The following is a 15,941-nucleotide window of genomic DNA, read 5'->3' as shown; positions in this document are numbered from 1 at the left end:
TCTTATTTTTTGATAAAAACGTTGAGTCTGTAAGCGGTGGATATACAGCCGCTTTTTCTTTTTAGAGGTCTACATGAAAGCCATCCTTTTTTGTGTCTGTTTACTGTCTAGCATGACCGTCTTTGCGAATAATATTATTGTTAATGGAACACGTTTTATTTATTCGGGTGATGAAAAAGAAATTACGGTACAGCTAAATAACAGTGCAGACCGCCCCGCAATGGCCCAAGCATGGCTTGATACTGGTGACGCATCTGAAACTCCAGACACCATAAAAACTCCATTTCAGCTTACTCCACCAATTTCACGCGTTGAAGCGAAAGGTGGACAAACTATTCGTATTAAATTGATGGATAAGTCTGCCATTCCACAGGATAGAGAATCCTTATGGTGGCTGAATATTTTAGACATTCCACCGATGGTTAAAAATAAAGCTGAAGAAAATCAAAATGTACTGCAACTGGCGATCCGTTCTCGTTTTAAATTTTTTTATCGCCCAGTAGGACTTGGTAGCCGCGAGCTGGCACCAGAACAGCTGGTTGTTAAATCAGTTGGCAGCAACCTTAATATCGACAATCCAACGCCATACTTTATTACTATTACAAAAATTTCTACAGATGGTGCTAATGGATTAAATGATAAAACAATTTTTTTAGAGCCTAAAAGTCAATTAACAGTTCCGATTAAAAAGCCTTTAGGGTCAGGAATGGCAATTATTATCAATAATATCAATGACTATGGTTCTGATGTTACGGTAAAAACCACCGTAAAATAGGATTAAGAAATGATTCAGAGAGAGTTAAAAAATAAATATTCAAACATACTCTCAGTGGCTAGTGTGGTCACAGTCTGTGCGTTGCCGACTTTTTCTGCTTGGGGTGAAGAAGAGACAGCCTATGAATTTAACAGCGGTTTTATCATAGGAAGCCAAGAAAACGTCGACTTAGAGCGCTTCAATGCCACAGGTATTAGTCCAGGAAAATATTCTGTTGATGTGTATACCAATGGTAATTGGAAAGGGCGTTTTGAACTCGATTTTGTGGCTAAACAAAATGGGCAGCTTGGTGCATGTTATACCCCTGCCTTATTAGCTGATTTTGGTATTAATGTTGAGCAGTTTACCTCCAATCCAGATGTGAAAACCCAACAATGTTTATTCCTGAATGAGTGGAATAGTGACCAAGATGTGGTGGATACATTTCACACATCGACATTGCGTGTTGATATTTCAGTACCTCAAATTTATGAGCAAAAATCATCTCGAGGCTATGTTTCTGAACAATTTTGGAATACAGGGATCCCTGCGTTAAATCTAGGTTATATGAGCAATTACTATAACAGTCACTCTAATGGTTCTAATGATGCAAGTGCCTATCTAGGATTAAATGCAGGCTTTAGCTACGATGGTTGGTTACTTAAACATATTGGTCATTTAAGTTGGCAGCGGAGTAATGGCGCCCAATGGAACAGTAACCAAACTTATCTACAAAGACCTATCGCATCGTTGAAGTCAAAGGCGACAGCCGGTCAGTTTTATACTGATGGTGACATGTTTGATAGTGTGAGTTTATTAGGTGCCAAAATTGCTACCGACGATACGATGTATCCCGATAGCATGAACTCGTTTATCCCGGAAATTAGAGGGATTGCCCAAAGTAATGCTTTAGTAACAGTAAAACAAAATGATGTCGTTCTTTATCAAGCCTCGGTGCCTCCAGGTCCATTTAACCTCACTGATGTTTACCCATCGGGGTCGGGTAATGACTTAGTCGTGACTGTGAAAGAAGCGGATGGAAGTGAATCATCATTTAGCGTGCCTTATACCTCATTAGCCCAGCTAGTACGTCCAGGTTATACCCGTTATCAGTTTTCAGGAGGAAAAGCAGATACCGATGGTTTGAGCAATCGACCCTTTATTATGCAAGGTACGTTACAGCACGGACTAAATAATACGTTCACATTATATGGTGGCGTTACCGCATTTGATGATTATCAAGCTTATTTGATTGGTACAGGGGTGAATACGGTTATTGGTGCAGTGGCGTTTGATCTTACCCAATCTCGAATCGTGTTCAATAATAAAACAGAATTGGGGCAAAGCTATCGTTTTACGTTTAACAAAATGTTTTCGCAAACAGATACTAATCTGGTTTTAGCTGCTTACCGTTATTCAACTGAAGATTATTACAGCCTGTCAAATGCATTATATGCGATTGATTATGATAAAAATGGTAAGGATAGATCACTAGGTCGTGAAAAAAATGGTTTCAGTTACACAATTAACCAAAATCTACCTTATGATTTAGGCAGTTTCTATTTTACGGGGCGTATTTCGAGTTATTGGGATCGCTCAGGGATAGAAAAACAATTTCAGTTGAATTATAATAACCAGTTTGATCGTCTTTCGTACGGTATTTCATTAATGAGAGTGTATGCAGACAATTCAGAAAGAAGCCAAGATGACCGAGTAAGTTTAAACCTCAGCTTTCCTCTTTATTACGGTAATAGAAACTATACCTCAATTACCTCAAATACAGTTTTTAATAACGAAAAATTTGGTTCCTCTCAAGTTGGGGTCAGTGGCGCACTTGATGCGGATAACTACTGGACCTATGGTCTGAATACATCATTAGAAAATGGTGGCAATAATAATTTTGCAGTGAATACTGGCTACCAAACTTCATTGGTGAATACAAATGCCAACTATAGCCAAGGACAAGGTTATCGCCAATATGGTGTCTCAGCAAATGGTTCGATGATCGTCCATTCGGGAGGGGTGACGCTATCCCCAAATACATCATCGACAGTTGCATTGATTGAAGCTAAAGGTGCTGAAGGGGCATTAGTTATCGGGGCTCATGGAACCGCAATCGATAGCCACGGTTATGCTATTGCTCCCTATGTTAGACCTTATCGTACTAATAATATTGAGATTGATCCAAAAGGTAGCTCTGATGACATCGTATTCAGCAATACGAATGAGCAAGTTGTCCCTTATGAAGGCAGTGTGGTGAAAGTGACATTTAACACAAAAGCTGAAAAAACAACTGTTTTTCATGTTGTCAGATCCGATCATAAACCGGTGCCTTTTGGTGCAAATGTCGTTAATGCGAACGATGAATATATCGGTATTGTTGGGCAAGGTGGCACCGTCTTTATTAACAATGAAGATGCAAAAATAGCAACGATTAAGTGGGAAAATGGGCAATGTTCATTTTCACTAGAGGCTGGAAATAGTCAGGAGAGTTTATGCCACTAATAAATCAATGGCGTTTGTTGATTGGAATGGGGGCTCTCTTTGCGGCAAGTCATGCCTCTGCGCATATGACCGGATATAGCCATTGTGATAGGACGCGTGAACCTACCTATAAGCTGGATATGGATATGGGACGAATTGTTGTTGACCCAAATTTAGCTGTAGGTGGGGTGATTGCGAGAAAAAGCTGGCCGTTACGTTCATCCTCCAATGACGTTTATCTTACTTGCTATGGTCGTAATGACCTTGATGCTGAAATTGTCATGCCTGGATTAAGAGATATTGGTAGTCGTATTTATCAATCGAGTGTTCCGGGGATTGGCATGAGATTTGAACGTGCTGGCCAAGTAAGCATGACATACCCTGATACATATACTGTTAATGGTGGTAGATGGGGAACAAACTACTACTTAGCGGGTTCAACATTTACTTTAACATTGATAAAAACTGCAGCAGTAACAGGATCTGGCTCAATTGCGAAAGGGGAATATACTCGGTATGGTGATAGAAATAGTTATAGCCCTATTTTAACAACGTCATTAACAGCAAATGCAATTACAATTGTGTCTCCTTCTTGCATGATTGAAAGTGGTAAAAATCAAAATGTTTATCTTGAAACAATTAAACGATCTCAATTGACTGGACGAGATACTGTTGCGGGAACAAAGAATTTTGATATTGTTTTAAGATGCAGTGGTGGAACAACAGCCTCTGGCTACGCAAATATTAAAATGGATTTTAGTGGTAATCATTCAGTAAGTGCAGTGGAAGGTGTATTAAAAAATGAAGCAACAGGCTCCAATGCAGCTAAAGGTGTCGGTATTCAAGTTATTGAAAGAAAAAGTTATGCCCCAATTAACTTTGGGAAAATTTATGATGTTGGAAGATTAACGAATACTCAAGAAAGAACCTATGTTTTGGAATATGCTGCACGCTATTTTCAATATGATAGTTATGTCTCAACAGGGGAAGTGAGATCTCATATGGTTTTTGATATTACTTACGATTAATATGGTTATTTTCTATTTTTAGATATTCAAATAAACAATTTAAATAAAACCATAAAAGTGGCCTATATAAATATAGGCCATTTCTTTTTCTAAATTTAATATCTAAATTCGATTATTTATATTTGATGTTTTGTTGAAACGATGACGCTTTCTGCTGCATATTGTAATTCTTTATTCGTTATATCAAAAGGGACTTGTTCGTTATCATTATCTTCATTCTTATATCCTTTGAAAAACCACTCAATAGGACACATTAAAATGTCTGCAATATCAAGTAGATGGTCTATTGGGATTTTGTTTATTCCATTTTCATATCGGGATATTTGCTGTTGACTTAAATTTAATTTACTCGCTAAATTTGCACCTGACAAACCTAACTCTTTTCTTCGGTTTTTAATTCTAGTACCGATGATACTATGAATGTCCATATGACATACTCAACTTATTATAAAGGTTTTTATTATTCGTTTGTGTTATATATTATATTAAATTAAAAGAGAATTTAAAAGCTATAGATATAACAAAAACGGTTTTTATTTTTTTTAGGAACTATCTGTTGATTATATGTTTCATTATGTAACACATAATTATTTCAGGGTTATTTTGAATAGTCTTAATGGGATTAACAATAAGAATATACCGCTATAATTATAAGGTTAAACCTGTTTGTTAAGCGATTAGAAACGAATTTCTCCATGTAAAAAACAAGTTTTTTTGTCTATTTATATAGATAACGCGTTTCATTTTGAAACTAATTGCATTGGAAAATTTCACTGATTTATTTTTGAAATTAAAATAATCTAATCAATGATATATATAATTTTTATTAAATGGATGAGGTCTTACCACTATTATTGTATTTATAATAAAAATTATATTTTGTTGCGTCCGTTATGATTGAATGCTTTATTTTTTATTTTTTTGTTATTTTAAAAAATAAACTAATGATATTAGCGAATGAAACTTTATTTATTACTACAATAAATGTAAATATAAAGTATACTGTAATGAGATCGTTGGTTTTTTATCACATAATTAGTGAGGTTCTCATGAAATTGTATATCTATGATCATTGTCCTTTTTGTGTACGTGCGAGAATGATTTTTGGTTTTAAAAAAATAGCAGTTGAGGAAATTATTTTACTCGATAGTGATATAGAAACACCAACTAAGATGATCGGGCGTAAAATGGTACCTATTTTACAAAAAAATGATGGTAGCTACTTACCTGAAAGCCTAGATATCGTTCGCTACATTGATCAATTAAAAGAGCCTCAATATGCAAGCGGTGAAATGAGCACTGAAATTGATAACTGGTATAAAGCCGTATCATCGACAGTATCAAAACTAGTCACTCCACGTTTCACTGAGTCTGAATTTCCAGAGACAAATACCCCTGAGGCTAAAGCGACCTATATCCAGCGCGTGAGTAAGTTTCATGGGGATTTAGACGTGCTGAGAAAGGAAACTCATACATTACTTATCGAGCTTGAACCGCATATGGATTTATTAGATTTGTGGTTAGAAAAACGAGATGTAAATACCGTGGATATTAATGACTTTATTATCTTTCCAGTACTGCGTAGCTTAAGCATTGTGAAAGAAATTTCATTTAGCACAAACATTCATAATTATATGAATAAAATTTCTAAAGCCACAGAGATTAATTTGCTTTTTACACAGGCTAGGTAACATTTTTATCTAGTACAGAATAAAATAAAAAAAACCACATTCTTTAGCTGGAATGTGGTTTTTTATTTTTTTATAAATTAAAAATCATTGCATATAGTCACTTAATGTATACACAAGTTTATAATGACCTTGTAGGAGAACTAATCGATTCTTGGTTAATTCCACTGTAGCACCCTCCGTTAACATGCGATTTATTATCGAATCCCAGCGCGAGAGATCTTCATCAACACATTGTAACTCTGTCTTAGTTAGTGACTTTACTTTTAGCGTAGTATTATCAAATGTCCCCATGCCATTAAAGTCATTACACATAGAAGCAGAGACAAACATTTTCTCTCCAAATGAAATGGCTGGGGCTATTTGCTTATTTCTTACTTTTTTACCATTAACTTCAGTAAGCACAAAATTATGGTGCATTAACTGTTGCTCTAGGGATTGATGACTATTACCCGCATTGACTTGGTGCGTCTGGCACGCACCAAGTAGTAAGCCTAATAACGTAAGAGGGATTAATCTTTTCATCCTAACTTGTCCAACTAAGGCTTAACAATATTTGGGCAAATCTCACCGCGGCTGACTTGCTGGATATTATTTAACGTTGTTAAACTGATGCTCGTTAAGGCTTCTTCAGTTAAAAATGCTTGATGTCCAGTGAACAAAACATTATGACAGGATGATAAGCGACGGAAGATATCATCTTGAATAACGTCATTTGACTTATCTTCAAAGAACAGGTCGCGTTCATTTTCGTACACGTCCATGCCTAATGAACCGATTTTTTGCGATTTTAATGCGCTAATTGCAGCGACTGAATCAATCAATGCACCACGGCTAGTGTTAATGATCATAACCCCTGGTTTCATCTTATTAAATGCCTTTTCATCTAATAAATGATGGTTTTCTGGTGTCAAAGGGCAGTGTAGGGAAATAACATCGGATTGTTGGTATAGCGTGTCCAGATCGACATATTCTGCACCAAGATCCAAGACAGCTTGGTTTGGATATGGGTCATGGGCAAGCAGGCGCATTCCAAAGCCTTTTAAAATTCTCAAGGTTGCTTGACCGATTTTGCCTGTACCGATAATTCCCGCTGTTCGGTTATGCATGTTAAACCCGGTCAAACCCTCTAAGGAGAAATTGGCATCTCGGGTGCGCTGATATGCACGGTGAATTCGTCGATTCAAGCACAGCATCATACCAACAGCGTGTTCTGCTACCGCTTCTGGGGAGTAAGCTGGAACACGAACAACATCAATACCTAGTTCATTAGCAGCATCTAAATCAACGTTGTTAAACCCTGCGCAGCGCAATGCCAAAATTCGAATATTGAGAGCAGCTAGCTCCTCTAAAACAGCACGGTTAGCTTCATCATTCACAAAAATACACACTGCATCGGCACCAACGGCGTTTTTGGCAGTCTGAACAGTTAGTGGGAAATCAAAGTATTCAATATTAAAATCAAATTTTGATTGACGATTAACCTGTTCCATATGCTTGCGATCATACTGTTTGGTACTATAAGAAACAATTTTCATCAGAGGGACTCCATAATTCATAGGAACCAATAAATAACAGGTAGGTAAAAGTAAAAACCTACTAATAGATAAGTTCAGAATAAGACAATTGGTAGTGTAAATCATCTATAAATTCAGAAAATATCTATCTGTTTACTTTCGATTTTCGTTTATGCTTTATGTTTAACAATGCAATACTATTATTGAGTTAAAAGTAGCCAAGCCATAAGAAGTATTAACATACGAGTGAAGTATATGTTTAAACAAGGACGCAGTTAATGATCAGGGCTCTTAAAATACTACTCTGTTTACTTGGAGTTAGCTTTGCGCTCTTAGTCTTACTGTGGACCACGTTTTCTCGCTGGGTACCCATTGTCGCAAATCACTTTTTACCGCATCCCGTGACGCTGTCACTTTCTGATCCTCAGTTAGTGGGGAGGCAAATACAATTCCCGCAGATAAGAATAACGGTAGACAATTGTTCTATCGCCAATTTGGACAACACTCGTATTTCATTTTTTCCACTACGTATAAATATTGATGGTTTAAACCTTGCAGCAGAGTGCATGGATAAAATCAAAACCGATGATAATTCATCAACAGAACCCACCAATATTTCTGACCTATTGAATTCAATCCCAAAGTTTTCACTGGTAATAGAGAGTATTAATTTACAGTCATGGGAAAAATACCAAGGTAGTCTTTGGTTGCGTCGTACAGATGACGCTAAATTAGCGCTAGATTATCGAGGAAAAAATATATCCTTATCCTCATTAATTACACCGTCGGGACAACTCTTGATCAATGAGTTTTTTATAAATTTGCCTCAAGATACACTCCCGAACGATCCGCTTAACCCAACTAAAGTATCGAATATTGAACCTCAGCGCATTGAATTAACAGCTCAACTAGCGTTACCTCTAACCAGCGAGCAAATGCCTGAAACGGGAGATATTACTGCACATTTTAAATTGGTAGAGCTGGGTAAACGTTTAGAAGCCAAACTTCATTGGCAACGCGACCAAGGTTTACTCTCAGTCACAGATGTGGAGTTTCAGCGAGAGTTATTTTACCTACCTTGGCAAATATCGGCTTCTCAATTGATCGTTTCAGATGGACGATGGAACTGGCAGGATGCGGAAATTCCGTTGCATGGCGGCATTGCATTTCAAATTGACCACTGGAATCAAACTATCAATGAAATGAAGGTTTCGGGTCGATTAAATATGCTGACGGATGCTAAAAAAGGTAAAGCTAACGTTGTACTAACGGTTGAGCCTAGCCATATTAATTTACTCAATGCGGATATTAACTTCAGGCTATATGGACAAGTTAAATATGATGACATGGTGCTGGACATTAATTTACCTGCAAAAATTGCAGGTCAGATAGTTTCTCCGACGGTTGCATTTTTGCCCGGTTCTTTAATGAGAGCCTATGGACAAGTGACACCGACAATTTTACTCAATGAAATACGTTTACCGCTAGCGGGCACTCGTTTGAGTGCCGAGGGAATTTCAGGGCGTTTACAGGCCATTGTGAAAGTGAAAGAACAGTATTGGGGGGATTTTGTCGTTCATTTAGATGGAACTGCAAATAGATTCAATATTGATAAAGGAAAGTGGTTTTGGAATTATTGGGGAAATGCGCAATTACCGACATTGGCTGCTCGTTGGGATATCAAAGGAAATGGAAGCTGGCAAGATACACAACTAACGCTAAATAGCCTAACAACGGGATTTGACCAGATCAAATACGGCTTACTTTCGATGAGCTCGCCACGTTTAATTCTTACACAACCTCTAATTTGGCAGCGGGATGAAAGTAAAGCTAATTTCCACGGTTCATTACAATTAACCAGCGACAAAATGCAATTTGGCGTAGACAGTTATTTACCGAAAACAACGGTCAATGCTGACCTAACAGGTCAATCTCCTGCAAGTTTTCAATTAAAAGGGGATTTAAGTACTCAACAAGTTGGGCCTATCGTAATATTTGGGCGTTGGGATGGCGAGCGTCTAAGAGGGGAAGCGCGTTGGCCTGAGCAATCGGTCACTGCATTTCAGACATTAATTCCTAAAGATCTTGGAATAGAATTACGGCAAGGAAAGCTATTCTCTCAGGCTGCATTTTCTATCGCTCCTGAGAGTGGATTTATTGCAGGCGGACACTGGCGTGTTGCGAATACCAGTCTCTGGTTAAAAGATGGTGAATTAAATGGATTAGATTTTGTCCTCCCATGGAAATTGCACAATAGCACTTGGACGCTGGGTGAAAAATCTCCGGTTGAATTACGGATTAAACATGTTTCTAACTTGTTTGAGTTTACAGATATTAAAGCTGATTTATCCGGAACCTATCCACCTACTGAAACAACGCCAATACAGTTAAGTAATGTGGGTTTTAAAATGCTGGGGGGAGAGGTTAATTTAGATTTATTACGTTGGCCTCAAAATAAACCCGCTACCATTAGTGTTCATGACGTGGAACTCAGCGAATTATTTACCAAGCTTAAAGTTTCTCAGTTTGCGGTTTCCGGTCGAGTTAATGGACAATTGCCTTTTTATTTGAACAACCCTGAATGGATTGTTCGGGGTGGCTGGTTGGAAAATAGTGGCCCACTAACACTGCGTTTAGAAACAGATTTTGTTGAATCTATTGCTAAAGATAATATCTCTGCGGGTTCAGCGATTGGTTGGTTGCAATATTTAGAAATAGAAAAAAGTCGCACTGATGTTAATTTAACCAACTTGGGGCTATTAACAATGTCGACTATTCTTGAAGGATATAACGCCCGTGAGGCGAAGAAACGTGAAGTTCACTTAAATTACCACCATGAAGAAAATGTTTTTCAATTATGGCGTAGCTTACGCTTTGGTAGTGGCTTAGAAGAGTGGTTGGAAAAAAATCTGTGATTCTGTAATAAAGAAAGGATGAACGTGAAAACATTAAAATTAGTAACAGTGATGGCAATGGTTGCAGGGTTGACAGCTTGTTTACGGGTAGAAGTTGCAACACCAGATAAACCTATTAATATCAATATGAATGTTAAGATTGAACATGAAATTCAGATCAAAGCGGACCGACAAGTCGAGGAACTGCTGAAAGAAAATAGTGACTTATTTGGTGAGGTTCACAGCAAATGATGAATTTGATTAAAGTGATTATATTATTCTCGGCCTTTAGCATATTTTCTGCATTTGCTCTGACCGTGGACGAAGGTAAAAACCAAGGATTAATTGGAGAAACATTCTCGGGATATTTAGCCATTGTCGATCCCAATAACCCAGAGGCGAAGGTATTGATTGAACAAATCAACGCAGAAAGAAAAGCAAAATACGATGAAATCGCAAGAAAGAATAACTTAAAAACCAACGATGTTGCGAAACTTGCAGGGCAAAAGCTGGTGGATCGTGCAGACAAGGGAGAATATGTACGAGGCATTAATGGGCAGTGGGTAAAGAAAAAATAAAAATGCGCACATCATTGTGCGCAGATAGGTAACAGACTAAATCTAACAAGGCGTTTTGTTATGCAATCAGAGCATCAATATGAGATTTAGCTTGTAACTGAGCAGTTTCCGCTGATTCCGGGCCTAATGCAGTTCCTTCAGCAAAAATAAATTCAATATCAGTAATCCCAATAAAATTTAAAAACAGTGTTAAATAAGGCACGATAATATCGGTTGGGGTATCTCTATAAATACCACCACGACTCGTCAAAATATATGCACGCTTACCCTTTAATAGCCCGACAGCACCTTGTTCTGTATATTTAAATGTTTGCCCAGAGCGAGCAATAAAATCAAAATAATGTTTCAGTTGAGATGGGATCGTAAAATTGTACATTGGCGCGGCAATCACAACGACATCACTTTGCTTAAGTTCAGCAATTAATTGATTCGACAGCTCCAAATGTGCTTGTTGTTCAGCGGTTTTAGTGTCACTCGGTGCAAAAGCTGCTAAAATTTCACGATCAATGGCTGGGACGGGGTCATTAACTAAATCTCGAACAGTAATCTCATCAGCCGGATTTTTTGCTTTCCATTGCTGAATAAAATAATCAGCCATTTTGTTACTGTGCGAATAGTCTGCCAAAATGCTGGATTTTAATAATAATACGTTACTCATTGTTTCCCTCGAAATCGGTGTAACTCTCTATCTATTAACGATAATGATACTCGACATAGGGTAGATTGATAGGAAGATTTTTAGAAGACTAGGTTCAAAAAAATTGATGGTATTTTCATGAAATAACTAAAATTACAAAATAAAACTAAATATTATCTTTAGTCAGCGTAGGGGAAGTTTAACTTGCTGATGATGTAATGAATTGAAATATAAGGATTAGAGAATGGACCCCATTCTATCGACACTCAATGCTGAAATTGAACAAACTTCAATACGTGACCAATGGCTGCTCAAAAAAAGAATCCATGGAATTGCTAAAATACAAGATCAAAAATCGCGTATGGCGGTTATTGAAGTCATTAAAGGGGATATTGAAAAGGCTAAGCAAAAAGTTGAAAAAAAATGCCTTAATGTCCCCAAAATTATTTATCCCGATAATTTGCCCGTTAGCCAGAAAAAACAAGTCATTCTAGAAGCAATACAACATCATCAAGTGGTGATTATTGCAGGTGAAACTGGCTCAGGTAAAACGACTCAGATACCTAAAATTTGTCTTGAATTAGGTCGAGGAATTAAAGGCTTTATTGGGCATACTCAACCAAGGCGACTCGCTGCTCGTTCAGTTGCCTCACGATTAGCTCAAGAGCTAGAGTGCGAGCTGGGTACTAACGTAGGTTATAAAGTTCGTTTTAGTGACCAAGTTGGTGAAACAACTCAAGTTAAGTTGATGACCGATGGTATTTTACTCGCTGAATTACAGAATGATAAATTACTCCTGCAATACGATACAATTATCATCGATGAAGCCCATGAACGTAGTCTAAATATCGATTTTATATTGGGATATTTACGTCAATTATTACCTAAACGCCCTGACCTTAAAGTGATTATTACTTCTGCGACGATTGATCCTGAGCGTTTTTCTCGTCATTTTGGCCATGCGCCAATTGTTGAGGTTTCAGGGCGTACTTATCCTGTGGAAGTCCGTTATCGCCCAATTATGGGGGATGACAATGACAGTGAGCGGGATCAAATTGATGGCATTATCGATGCTGTGAATGAGCTAGGTCGAGAAAGCCCTGGCGATATTTTGATATTTATGAGCGGAGAACGAGAGATCCGCGATACCGCTGATGCACTAACTAAGTTGCAATTACGTCACACGGAAATACTCCCATTATTTGCGCGACTGTCTAACAGCGAACAAAATCGGATTTTCCATCCTCATGGTGGGCGCCGCATAATTTTGGCAACTAACGTTGCGGAAACCTCATTAACAGTTCCAGGTATCAAATATGTGATTGATACCGGTTATGCTCGAATTAGCCGCTATAGCTATCGTACTAAAGTACAGCGCTTACCCGTTGAAGCTATTTCTCAAGCCTCAGCGAATCAACGTAAGGGGCGTTGTGGACGTGTTTCTGATGGTATCTGTATCCGATTGTATTCTGAAGAGGATTTTCTTTCTCGTCCTGAATTTACCGATCCTGAAATTTTAAGAACTAACCTAGCATCGGTCATTTTACAGATGACTTCGATTGGTCTTGGCGATATTGCTGCTTTTCCATTCGTAGAGGCACCGGATAAACGTAATATCCAAGATGGTGTCAAACTGCTGGAAGAGTTAGGGGGAATTCAGCCACATAAAGAGGCTGATAAAGGTTATCGTTTAACGGATGTAGGACGCCAATTGGCGCAACTGCCCGTAGACCCACGTTTAGCACGTATGGTGATTGAAGCCAGAAAATATGGTGCAGTGAGAGAAACCATGGTGATTGTATCGGCATTGTCGATCCAAGACCCACGTGAAAGACCTCTTGATAAGCAGCAAGCGGCTGATGAAAAGCATCGTCGTTTTCACGATAAGCAATCCGATTTCATGGCATTTTTAAACCTATGGGACTATCTAAAAGAACAACAAAAAGCATTGTCCAATGCTCAGTTTAGAAAAATGTGCCGTCAGGATTTTCTCAACTATCTACGAATTAGAGAGTGGCAGGACTTGTACACTCAATTAAGACAAGTCGTTAAAGAACAAGGTATTGCAATCAATAGTGTGGAGGCTGACTTCCGTAGTATTCATGTTTCTCTATTAGCTGGTTTGCTATCGCATATTGGGCAAAAAGATGCGGAAAAACATGAGTTTATTGGGGCAAGGAATGCTCGCTTTACGATATTTCCAGGTTCTGGATTATTTAAAAAACCGCCAAAATGGACAATGGTTGCAGAGCTAGTTGAAACTTCGAAACTTTGGGGGCGAATTGCGGCGGCGATCGACCCTGAATGGATTGAACCACTTGCTGGGCATCTCGTTAAGCACCATTATAGTGAACCTCATTGGTCAAAATCAGAAGGCGCGGTAACGGCTTCTGAAAAAGTGACATTGTATGGCTTGCCTATTGTTGCATCCCGCCAAGTGAATTATGGATCGATTGATCCATTATTATGTCGTGAATTATTTATTCGCCATGCACTAGTTGAGGGTGATTGGAATACTCGCCACGCCTTTTTTAAAGCGAATTTAAAGTTACTATCTGAAGTTGAGGATTTAGAACATAAATCGCGACGTCGCGATATTCTCGTGGATGATGAAACGTTATTTGCGTTCTATGACCAGCGAATTCCTAATGATGTGATTTCATCTCGTCACTTTGATAAATGGTGGAAAGATGTCTCAAAACAGCAACCAGACTTGCTTAACTTTGAGAAAAATATGCTCATTAAGGAGGATGCGGGAAATGTGTCATTACTCGACTATCCTAATTATTGGTACCAAGGTGAATTAAAATTCCGCTTAAGTTACCAATTTGAGCCGGGAACTGATGCTGACGGTGTCACGGTACATATCCCATTAGCGATTTTAAATCAGGTTCAAAATATTGGTTTTGACTGGCAAGTTCCGGGGTTACGTCATGAATTAATTGTGGCACTGATTAAATCATTACCTAAACCGATTCGCCGTAACTTTGTTCCAGCACCGAACTATGCTTCAGCATTTCTAGAGCGAGTACCCAATCCAGAGGGCAGTGTGCTGGATAAGCTTGAACGCGAATTGCGTCGCATGACAGGTGTGACAGTTGAAAGAGAAGCTTGGCAGCTAGATCAATTGCCTGTGCATTTAAAAATGACGTATCGAGTTGTTAACGATAAAAATAAAACCATCGCGGAAGGGCAAGATCTTGATGCACTAAAAGATAGTCTCAAGGAAAAAGTGCAAGAAACCTTATCTGAAGTGGTTGATGACGGTATCGAACAGAGCGGTTTGCATATCTGGAGCTTTGGTGAATTACCCCAACGCTATGAGCAGAAACGAGGTGGGTACTCGGTGAAAGCTTATCCAGCGTTGGTGGATGAAAAAAACAGCGTTGGTATTCGTGTTTTTGAAACTGAATTTGAGCAACAACAAGCCATGTGGGCTGGAGTGCGCAGATTACTGTTATTAAATATTCCTTCACCAATTAAATATCTCCATGAAAAATTACCTAATAAGTCAAAATTAGGTCTCTATTTTAACCCGTATGGTAAAGTGCTGGAGCTGATTGATGATTGTATTGCTTGTGGTGTCGACCAACTGATTGATAACTATGGTGGCGCAGTTTGGAATGAAGAGCAATTTGAAGAATTGAAGGAATATGCCCGTGCTGAACTTAACGATGTCGTGGTTAACATTGCGAAGCTAGTTGAACAAATTTTAACATCGGTGTTTGCTATTAATAAGCGCCTAAAAGGTCGTGTTGATTTCTCGATGGCGTTAGCCTTATCTGATCTAAAAGCACAAATGTCAGGGTTAGTATTTAAAGGTTTTGTGACAGAGCAGGGCTGGAAACGATTACCAGATATCCTTCGTTATTTGAACGGTATTGAACGTCGTTTAGAAAAACTGGCCATTGATCCGAATCGTGACCGTGCGCAAATGAGTAAAGTTGAGCATGTGCAAAATATGTGGCAGCAATGGATGGGCAAATTAACTCCTCTACAGAAAAAATTACCCGAGGTTCAAGAAGTGCGTTGGATGATTGAAGAGCTACGGGTGAGCCTATTTGCACAGCAATTAGGGACGCCATATCCAATCTCCGATAAACGGATTATCCAGACGATGGAAAGCTTGAGCCAGCAATTATAGGTCATTGATTTAATCTCATTAAAACGCACCGGCTTTCAATAAGCAGGTGCGTTTTTTATTCTTGCTTACTTATTTATTGTGGCTGACATTCCGGCTTTTTAGTTACAACATGCTTGTTGTTTTTTAAACAAAAGATACCTGCAACACCGTAATTGATTTTACGATCTCAAGTTAACCAGTAAAGCATGGGCGTTTAGAAAAATAACTAGAAGTAAAG

The 15,941-nt window shown here is 38.4% G+C and carries 12 protein-coding genes; 8 read left to right on the top strand and 4 right to left on the bottom strand.

The features are described 5' to 3' along the window. The first annotated feature begins 73 nt into the window (after window positions 1-73). Genes PR761_RS03845 through PR761_RS03835 form a run of 3 tightly spaced genes read left to right on the top strand, consistent with a single transcriptional unit; the run spans window position 74 to window position 4,266 of the window. Window positions 74-775, top strand: a complete 702-nt coding sequence (locus PR761_RS03845; RefSeq protein ID WP_039854089.1) for a fimbrial biogenesis chaperone — start codon at window positions 74-76, stop codon at window positions 773-775. 9 nt (window positions 776-784) lie between these two features. Beyond that, the gene (locus PR761_RS03840; RefSeq protein WP_154611070.1) at window positions 785-3,259 is read left to right on the top strand and encodes a fimbria/pilus outer membrane usher protein; all 2,475 of its coding nucleotides are present in this window, start codon (window positions 785-787) and stop codon (window positions 3,257-3,259) included. Continuing rightward, on the top strand, window positions 3,250-4,266 hold the full coding sequence (locus PR761_RS03835) for a fimbrial protein (RefSeq protein WP_154611071.1): 1,017 nt from the start codon (window positions 3,250-3,252) through the stop codon (window positions 4,264-4,266). Before PR761_RS03840 ends, PR761_RS03835 begins: the two co-directional genes overlap by 10 nt. 116 nt (window positions 4,267-4,382) lie before the next feature. Here PR761_RS03835 and PR761_RS03830 read toward each other — a convergent pair whose 3' ends face one another. Then, the gene (locus PR761_RS03830; protein ID WP_006813088.1) at window positions 4,383-4,694 is read right to left on the bottom strand and encodes a helix-turn-helix domain-containing protein; all 312 of its coding nucleotides are present in this window, start codon (window positions 4,692-4,694) and stop codon (window positions 4,383-4,385) included. A 621-nt stretch (window positions 4,695-5,315) separates the two neighbouring features. Between PR761_RS03830 and grxB the strand changes: the two genes are divergently transcribed. Next, entirely contained in the window at window positions 5,316-5,957 is a 642-nt protein-coding gene (gene grxB / locus PR761_RS03825) for a glutaredoxin 2 (protein WP_039854087.1), read from the top strand. An 84-nt stretch (window positions 5,958-6,041) separates the two neighbouring features. On the opposite strand, the gene PR761_RS03820 is transcribed toward grxB, so the two are convergent. Together PR761_RS03820 and PR761_RS03815 are read right to left on the bottom strand one after the other, a co-directional pair. Then, window positions 6,042-6,479 (bottom strand): META domain-containing protein, encoded by a 438-nt coding sequence (locus tag PR761_RS03820; protein WP_006813086.1) that lies wholly within the window; start codon window positions 6,477-6,479, stop codon window positions 6,042-6,044. A gap of 14 nt (window positions 6,480-6,493) precedes the next feature. Beyond that, window positions 6,494-7,492, bottom strand: coding sequence for a 2-hydroxyacid dehydrogenase (locus tag PR761_RS03815; protein ID WP_039854085.1), 999 nt, complete (start codon window positions 7,490-7,492; stop codon window positions 6,494-6,496). Between the two features lie 257 nt (window positions 7,493-7,749). Here PR761_RS03815 and PR761_RS03810 point away from each other — a divergent pair, with 257 nt between their 5' ends. The 3 genes from PR761_RS03810 to PR761_RS03800 are packed head-to-tail and all read left to right on the top strand — an operon-like array spanning window position 7,750 to window position 10,943. Further along, complete coding sequence (locus tag PR761_RS03810) at window positions 7,750-10,386, top strand: YdbH family protein (protein WP_154611072.1); 2,637 nt, start codon at window positions 7,750-7,752, stop codon at window positions 10,384-10,386. An 18-nt stretch (window positions 10,387-10,404) separates the two neighbouring features. Continuing rightward, window positions 10,405-10,617, top strand: a complete 213-nt coding sequence (locus PR761_RS03805) for a YnbE family lipoprotein (RefSeq protein ID WP_006813083.1) — start codon at window positions 10,405-10,407, stop codon at window positions 10,615-10,617. Continuing rightward, the gene (locus tag PR761_RS03800) at window positions 10,614-10,943 is read left to right on the top strand and encodes a YdbL family protein (protein ID WP_126460207.1); all 330 of its coding nucleotides are present in this window, start codon (window positions 10,614-10,616) and stop codon (window positions 10,941-10,943) included. Before PR761_RS03805 ends, PR761_RS03800 begins: the two co-directional genes overlap by 4 nt. 58 nt (window positions 10,944-11,001) lie before the next feature. Here the strand turns inward: PR761_RS03800 and PR761_RS03795 are convergent, their stop codons facing one another. After that, window positions 11,002-11,601: an FMN-dependent NADH-azoreductase gene (locus PR761_RS03795; protein ID WP_039854083.1), complete on the bottom strand. Its 600-nt coding sequence runs from the start codon at window positions 11,599-11,601 to the stop codon at window positions 11,002-11,004. 223 nt (window positions 11,602-11,824) lie between these two features. Here PR761_RS03795 and hrpA point away from each other — a divergent pair, with 223 nt between their 5' ends. Further along, entirely contained in the window at window positions 11,825-15,724 is a 3,900-nt protein-coding gene (gene hrpA, locus PR761_RS03790; RefSeq protein ID WP_154611073.1) for an ATP-dependent RNA helicase HrpA, read from the top strand. Window positions 15,725-15,941 lie beyond the last annotated feature (217 nt).

The organism is Providencia sp. PROV210, from assembly GCF_028479445.1.
GTDB lineage: Bacteria > Pseudomonadota > Gammaproteobacteria > Enterobacterales > Enterobacteriaceae > Providencia > Providencia rustigianii.
Note: the sequence above shows the minus strand (reverse complement) of the source record. Positions and strands in the feature narration are given on the sequence as shown.

What these genes read in the sequence shown, in the direction of transcription:
- grxB (WP_039854087.1), top strand. Translation starts at nt 5,316, where the DNA reads ATGAAATTGTATATCTATGATCATTGTCCTTTTTGTGTACGTGCGAGA.
- PR761_RS03810 (WP_154611072.1), top strand. Translation starts at nt 7,750, where the DNA reads ATGATCAGGGCTCTTAAAATACTACTCTGTTTACTTGGAGTTAGCTTT.
- PR761_RS03845 (WP_039854089.1), top strand. Translation starts at nt 74, where the DNA reads ATGAAAGCCATCCTTTTTTGTGTCTGTTTACTGTCTAGCATGACCGTC.
- PR761_RS03800 (WP_126460207.1), top strand. Translation starts at nt 10,614, where the DNA reads ATGATGAATTTGATTAAAGTGATTATATTATTCTCGGCCTTTAGCATA.
- PR761_RS03835 (WP_154611071.1), top strand. Translation starts at nt 3,250, where the DNA reads ATGCCACTAATAAATCAATGGCGTTTGTTGATTGGAATGGGGGCTCTC.
- PR761_RS03805 (WP_006813083.1), top strand. Translation starts at nt 10,405, where the DNA reads ATGAACGTGAAAACATTAAAATTAGTAACAGTGATGGCAATGGTTGCA.
- PR761_RS03820 (WP_006813086.1), bottom strand. Translation starts at nt 6,479, where the DNA reads ATGAAAAGATTAATCCCTCTTACGTTATTAGGCTTACTACTTGGTGCG.
- PR761_RS03795 (WP_039854083.1), bottom strand. Translation starts at nt 11,601, where the DNA reads ATGAGTAACGTATTATTATTAAAATCCAGCATTTTGGCAGACTATTCG.
- PR761_RS03840 (WP_154611070.1), top strand. Translation starts at nt 785, where the DNA reads ATGATTCAGAGAGAGTTAAAAAATAAATATTCAAACATACTCTCAGTG.
- PR761_RS03815 (WP_039854085.1), bottom strand. Translation starts at nt 7,492, where the DNA reads ATGAAAATTGTTTCTTATAGTACCAAACAGTATGATCGCAAGCATATG.
- PR761_RS03830 (WP_006813088.1), bottom strand. Translation starts at nt 4,694, where the DNA reads ATGGACATTCATAGTATCATCGGTACTAGAATTAAAAACCGAAGAAAA.
- hrpA (WP_154611073.1), top strand. Translation starts at nt 11,825, where the DNA reads ATGGACCCCATTCTATCGACACTCAATGCTGAAATTGAACAAACTTCA.